Annotated in this window: 7 protein-coding genes; all 7 read left to right on the top strand. The window is 72.1% G+C overall.

The genetic code is table 11. The features are described from left to right. On the top strand, positions 1–1,671 hold a 1,671-nt coding region (locus tag VF522_RS09550; protein ID WP_330908017.1), incomplete at its 5' end, for a hypothetical protein. After that, a complete protein-coding gene (locus VF522_RS09545; protein WP_330908016.1) occupies positions 1,668–2,201 on the top strand; it encodes a DUF3261 domain-containing protein in 534 nt (177 codons plus the stop codon). The genes VF522_RS09550 and VF522_RS09545, both read left to right, overlap by 4 nt. Then, positions 2,198–3,376: a beta-ketoacyl-ACP synthase gene (locus VF522_RS09540; RefSeq protein WP_330908015.1), complete on the top strand. Its 1,179-nt coding sequence runs from the start codon at positions 2,198–2,200 to the stop codon at positions 3,374–3,376. Before VF522_RS09545 ends, VF522_RS09540 begins: the two co-directional genes overlap by 4 nt. 25 nt (positions 3,377–3,401) lie before the next feature. Further along, positions 3,402–3,842: a hypothetical protein gene (locus VF522_RS09535; RefSeq protein ID WP_330908014.1), complete on the top strand. Its 441-nt coding sequence runs from the start codon at positions 3,402–3,404 to the stop codon at positions 3,840–3,842. Continuing rightward, positions 3,839–4,567 carry a 3-ketoacyl-ACP reductase FabG2 gene (locus VF522_RS09530; RefSeq protein ID WP_330908013.1) on the top strand — a complete coding sequence of 243 codons (729 nt, stop codon included), beginning with the start codon at positions 3,839–3,841 and terminating at the stop codon, positions 4,565–4,567. The genes VF522_RS09535 and VF522_RS09530 overlap by 4 nt, the downstream gene beginning before the upstream one ends. Next, entirely contained in the window at positions 4,564–5,790 is a 1,227-nt protein-coding gene (locus VF522_RS09525; protein WP_330908012.1) for a beta-ketoacyl-ACP synthase, read from the top strand. Before VF522_RS09530 ends, VF522_RS09525 begins: the two co-directional genes overlap by 4 nt. Further along, entirely contained in the window at positions 5,787–6,431 is a 645-nt protein-coding gene (locus VF522_RS09520) for a 4'-phosphopantetheinyl transferase family protein (protein WP_330908011.1), read from the top strand. Before VF522_RS09525 ends, VF522_RS09520 begins: the two co-directional genes overlap by 4 nt. Positions 6,432–6,486 lie beyond the last annotated feature (55 nt).

Genomic DNA, 6,486 nt, shown 5'->3' with positions numbered 1-6,486 from the left:
GCCATCTACCGCCCGGCGTTCGACGCCGCATTGCAGGCCGCGCAGCGCGAGGTGCCGCAGGCGCGCATGCTCGCCGCCGGCCTGCCGCTGCATGCCGAATCGGCGGCGGTGCGCGCCAGCCGCGAGATCAACACCATCGGCTGGGGTTCGCTGGCCGCCGTCGTCTTGCTCGCCTGGCTGGCGTTCCGCCGCTTCGCGCCGCTGGCGCTCACGGCGCTGTCGCTGCTGGTGGGCGTGGCCGCGGGCGTCACCGTCACCGCGCTCGTGTTCGGCCAGGTCCATCTGCTCACGCTGGTCTTCGGCGCAAGCCTGGTCGGCGTGGCGGAGGACTACGGCATCCACTATTTCGCCGCGCGCCAGGGGCAACCCAGGGCGCGGCCGCGCAGCCTGATGCGCGCGCTGCTGCCGGGCCTGCTGCTGGCGCTCGCCACCAGCGTTCTCGCCTATCTCGCGCTGGGACTCGCGCCCTTCCCCGGCCTGCGGCAGATGGCGGTGTTCTCCGCCGCGGGCCTCACCGGCGCCTTCCTGACGGCGGTGTGCTGGTTCCCCTTGATGGATCGCGCGGCGCCGCGCGACTCGCGCTTCGCGCAGGTGATCCGCGACAGCCTGGCCCGCTGGCCGCGCTGGAAGGGGTCGCACGCCGCCTGGACGATCGTCGCGATCGCTGCCGTCGTCGCGGTCGCCGGCGTGGCGAAGCTGCGCGCCAGCGACGACCTGCGCGCCTGGCAAGGTTCGCCCGTCGCGCTGATCCAGGAGCAGGTGCAGGTCGGGCGCCTGCTCGGCACGCCCAGCGTCGCGCAGTTCTACCTGGTGCGCGCCGAAAGCGCGCAGGGTGTTCTCGAACTGGAAGAGGCGCTGAAGGACAAGCTCGATGGCCTGGTGCAGCGCACCGCGCTCGCCGGCTACGCCGCGGTGTCCGACTGGATGCCCTCGATCCGCCGGCAGGAAGCCGACGGCGTGTTGCGGCTGCGCGTGGAACAACAGGTGCTCGCCGGCGTGAACGCCGCGCTGGGCGAACGCCTGGTGCGCCCCGCCACCGGCACGCGTCCGCTCACGCCGCAGGAGTGGCTCGCCTCGCCCGCGGCCGTGGCCGCGAAACAGCTGTGGCTGGGGCAGAAGGACAACCAGTTCACCACGGTGGTGATGCTGCATGGCCTGCACGATCCCGCGCTGCTGCCCGAGTTGCAGCGCATCGCCGGCGAAGTCCCCGGCGTGCAGTGGGTCGATCGCGCGGGCGAGGTGTCGCACGTGCTGGGCCGTTATCGCTGGGCGATGGGTGCGCTGCTGCTCGCCGGTCATCTGCTGGTGTTCGCTGCGCTGTGGACGCGTTTCCGCCGCGACGCCTGGCGCGCCTGGCTGCCGACCGCGCTCGCCACGCTGCTGGCGCTCGCGGTGCAGGGCTGGGCCGGCGCTTCCTTCCAGCTCTCCACCGTGCTCGCGCTGCTGCTGCTGCTCGGCATGGGGGTCGACTACGGCATCTTCCTGCTCGAACACGACGGCGATGGCGCCGCCTGGCTCGCGGTGGTGCTCGGCGCGGCCAGCACCTGGCTGGCCTTCGGCTTGCTGGCGCTGTCGTCGACGCCGGCGCTGCACACCTTCGGTCTCACGCTGATGATCGGCATCGCCGCGGTGTGGGCCCTGTCGCCGCTGGTGCGGCGGGAACACGCATGAAGCGCTGGGGGCTCGCACTCGTCGCGCTGCTGCTCACGGCCTGCGCGCACCGGCCGGTGCCGCCGCTGGCGGAGCTGCCGCTGCGCCTGAGCCCGGCTTCGCTGGGACGCGAACTGGTGGTGCAGCAACGCATGACCGTGAAGGCCTACGGGCGCTCGCAGCAGCTCGATGTGGCGATCGAAGCCGACGCCGAGGCGGTGCGGCTCGCGGTGCTGGCGTTCGGCCAGACCGTCGCCCGCGTCGACTGGGACGGCCGCGAGCTGCGCGAGAGCGCGGTGCGCGGCTTCCCGCCGGGAGTCACCGGCGCGCTGCTGCTGCGTGACGTGCAGCTGGTGTACTGGCCGCTGGACGCGATCCAGGCCGGCCTGCCGCTCGGGTGGACGATGCAGGCCGACGCCGGCGCGCGCGAACTGCGTCTCGGCGGCCGACCCGTGATCCGCGTGCGCTACCCGGCGGCGGGCACCGCCGAACTCGACAACCTCGCCGCGCACTACCAGGTGCGGCTCGAGAACTGGCAGGCCACGCAGTGAGTCCGGTCTACCTGCAGCAGATGGCGTGGATCAGCGCGCTCGGGTGCGGCGATGCCGCGCGCGACGCCCTGTTCGCCGGCGCGGTGAGCGGCGTCGCGCCCACCGAAGAGGTCACGCCGGGACGCGAACTGCATCTGGGCCGCGTCACGCAGGACCTGCCTTCGCTGCGGGCGCATCCCGTGATCTTTCGCAGCCGCAGCAATGCGCTGCTGGCCGCGCTGGTTCCCGAACTGCGCGATGCGGTCGCCGCCGCCTGCGACCGTCACGGTCCGGCGCGCGTGGCGATCGTGCTGGGCATCAGCGCCGCCGGCCTGCACGAAGGCGTTGCCGCCGCGCGCCACTTCGCCGAACAGGCGGCGTGGCCGGGAGACTACGACTACGCGCAGCAGGAGATGGGCAACGGCGCCGCCTTCCTCGCGCGCGAACTGGGCGTGCGCGGACCCGCTTACACGGTCTCGACGGCCTGTTCTTCCGGCGCCAAGGCGCTGGCGTCCGCCGCGCGCCTGCTGCGCGCCGGCATCGCCGACGCGGTGATCGCGGGCGGCGTCGATGCGCTCAGCGCCTTCACCACCGGTGGCTTCAGCGCGCTGGAGTCGGTGAGCGCGGCGCGCTGCAATCCGCTGTCGCTGCACCGCTGCGGCATCAACCTCGGCGAAGGCGCGGCGCTGTTCCTCCTGGGCCGCGATGCCGGTCCCGTGCGCCTCGCGGGCTGGGGCGAGTCCTCGGATGCGCACCACATGTCCGCGCCCGAGCCCTCCGGCCGCGGCGCGATCGCCGCGATGCGCCAGGCGCTGGCGCGCGCCGGCCTGCAACGCAACGCGATCGACTACGTGAACCTGCACGGCACCGCCACGCCGCAGAACGACGCGATGGAAAGCCTCGCCGTCGTCGAGGTTCTGGGACAGGAGGTGCCGGTGAGTTCGACCAAGCCGCTGACCGGCCACACGCTGGCCGCGGCGGGCGCGGTGGAAGCGGCGATCGCCTGGCACACGCTCGTGGACAATCGCGCCGGCCGGCTGCCGCCGCACTGGTGGGACGGCGTGCGCGACCCGGCGCTGGCGCCGGCGCGCGTCGCGCAGCCGGGCGAGACGCTGGGGCGCGCGCCGCGCCACGTGTTGAGCAATTCCTTTGCTTTCGGCGGCAGCAATGCCTCCTTGGTGTTCGCGGGTGAATGAAATGAATGGATCTGGAGCTGCGCGGGTGGAGGACTGGATCCCGCATCGCGGCGCGATGCGGCTGATCGACCGCGTGCTGGAAGTGGATGCCGAGCATTCGATCGCGGAAGTCGACGTGCCTTTCGACGGCCTGTTCGTGCGCGACGGCGAGGTGCCTGCCTGGGTGGGCATCGAGTACATGGCGCAGACGGTGTCGGCGTGGGCCGGCGCCCGTGCCCGGACGCAAGGCGGCGGGCCGCGCGCCGGCTTGCTGCTGGGAAGCCGCCGCTACGAGGTCATGCGCGGGGGCTTTCCCTGCGGCGCGCGCTTGCGCGTCGAGGCGCACTGCGAGCTGATCGGCGCCAACGGCCTGGGCCAGTTCGCCTGCCGCATCGTGATGGACGGCGAGGAGGTGGCCAGCGCGCGCATTGCGGTGTACGACCCGCCGGAAGGCGTCGACTTCCTGAAGATCGGTGGCGCGGCATGAGCGGCCACACCGTGCTCGTCACCGGCTCCAGCAGCGGCATCGGCGAAGCGATCGCGCTGCGGCTGGCCGCCGCCGGCTACGACATCGTGGTGCATTGCCGCGCGAGCCGCGAACGCGCCGCCGACGTCGCTGGTCGCATCCGCGCGCAAGGGCGTGCCGCCCGCGTGCTGCAGTTCGACGTGGCCGACCGCGAGGCGTGCAGGACGGCGCTCGAAGCCGACATCGCGGAACACGGCGCCTACTACGGCGTGGTGTGCAATGCGGGCGTCGCGCGCGACAACGCCTTTCCCGCCATGACCGGCGCGGAATGGGACGGCGTGGTGCACACCAACCTCGACGCCTTCTACAACGTGCTGCATCCGGTGACCATGCCGATGGTGCAGCGGCGCAAGCCGGGCCGCATCGTGACGATCGCCTCGGTGTCGGGGCTGGTGGGCAACCGCGGCCAGGCGAACTACAGCGCCGCCAAGGCGGGCATCATGGGCGCGACCAAGGCGCTGGCGATCGAACTGGCCAAGCGCAGGATCACGGTCAATTGCGTCGCGCCCGGGCTGATCGACACCGACATGCTGCCGCCGGAGGTGCGCGAGGAAGCGATGAAGCTGATCCCGATGCAGCGCCTCGGGCAGGCGAACGAAGTGGCGGGACTGGTCGCCTTCCTCCTGGGCGAGGAGGCCGCGTACATCACGCGGCAGGTGATCTCGGTGAACGGGGGGATGGCGTGAAGAGAGTGGTGGTCACCGGCGTCGGTGCGTTCAGCCCGCTGGGGCACGACTGGCCCACGGTGCTGGCGCACCTGAAGAGCGGCCGCAACGCGGTGCAGCGCATGGAAACCTGGGAGGCCTACGAGGGCCTCAACACGCGGCTGGGCGCGCCGGCGAAGCCCTTCGAGCTGCCCGGGCACTACAACCGCAAGGCCACGCGCAGCATGGGCCGGGTGGCGCTGATGGCCACGCGCGCCAGCGAGCTCGCGCTGCAGGATGCCGGCCTCGCCGGCGACCCGCTGGTGGACAGCGGCCGCATGGGCATCTCCTACGGCTCCTCGGTGGGTTCGCCGCCGGCGATCGCGGACTTCGGCCGCATGATCATCGACAAGTGCACCGAGGGCATCACCGCCAACACCTACATCAAGATGATGTCGCACACGGCGGCGGTGAACATCGGCGTGTTCCTGGGGCTCACCGGGCGCATCGTCACGACGTCGAGTGCGTGCGCCGCGGGCAGCCAGGGCATCGGCTACGCCTTCGAGGCGATCCAGAGCGGCCGCCAGGTGGCGATGCTGGCCGGCGGCGCCGAGGAGCTCGATGCGATCGACGCCGCGGTGTTCGACACGTTGTTTGCCACCAGCACGAAGAACGACCAGCCGCACCTCACGCCGCGTCCCTTCGACGCCGCGCGCGACGGCCTGGTGCTGGGCGAAGGCGCCTGCACGCTGGTGCTGGAAGAACTGGAACATGCGAAGGCGCGCGGCGCGCGCATCCTCGCCGAAGTGGCGGGCTACGGCACCAACAGCGACGGCACGCACGTGACGCAGCCCCAGTCGCGGACCATGGCGCAGGCGATGCGCCTCGCGCTGGAATGCGCGGGCGTGCCGGCTTCCGAGATCGGCTACGTCAACGCGCACGGCACCGCCACCGACCACGGCGATGTCGCCGAAAGCGCCGCGACCCTGGAGGTGCTCGGCGATCGCGTGCCGGTCAGCACGCTGAAAAGCTTCATGGGCCACACGCTGGGCGCCTGCGGCGCGCTGGAAGCGTGGATGACCATCGAGATGATGCGTGCCGGCTGGTTCGCGCCCAACCTGAACCTGGAGAACGTGGATCCCGCCTGCGCGGACCTGGACTACGTGCGCGGCAGCGGCCGCGAACTCCAGGCGGAATGGGTGATGAGCAACAACTTCGCCTTCGGCGGCATCAACACCTCGCTGGTGCTCCGGCGCTGGGCGTGAGCGCGCTGGTCGCCTGCGCGCGCAGTGCGGCCTGCCTGCCGCAAGGGTGCGGCTGGCTTTCGGGCGAGGAAGCGGCGCGGCTCGCAGCGATCACCGCCACGCAGCGCCGCGAGCAGTTCCTCGCCGCGCGCTGGCTCGCGCGCGGGCTGCTGGCGCAAGCGGCGGGCGGAGAACCGCAAGACTGGTCGTTGACCGCGGGCGAGGCGGTGAAGCCGACGGTGATCGGGCATCCGGAGTGGCACGTGGCCATCGCGCACAGCGGCGAATGGGTCGCTTGTGCGGTGGCGCGCGAGGCGATCGGCATCGACCTGGAGGCACCCGCGCGGCGGCGCGACATCGAGGGGCTGGTGCGGCTTTGCTGCACGGAACGCGAGCAGCAACTGTTCGCGGGGCTCGATGCGTCCGCGCAGGAAGCGCTGTTCCACGAGCTGTGGACGGTGAAGGAGAGCTGGTTGAAGCGGCGCGGCGAGTGGGTCGCGCCGGCGCGGCTGGTGCGGGTCGAGGGGCAGCCGGGCGAGCCTGGCGAGGTGCGGACCTGGCTTGGAGAAAGCTGGGTGTTGGCCTTGTGCGGCGGCCAGGACGTGCGCTGGCTCGGAGAGCTGCCGCTGCCGCTGCGCACCTGGCAGGTACGGGACCTGTGATTGCGTCGGGGTTCGGCTTCGCGCTCACCCCGACCTACGAAGAGCCCAACCCCGA

Origin of the sequence: Ramlibacter sp., from assembly GCF_036383835.1 — a bacterium.
Classification (GTDB): Bacteria; Pseudomonadota; Gammaproteobacteria; order Burkholderiales; family Burkholderiaceae_C; genus Ramlibacter.
Note: the sequence above shows the minus strand (reverse complement) of the source record. Positions and strands in the feature narration are given on the sequence as shown.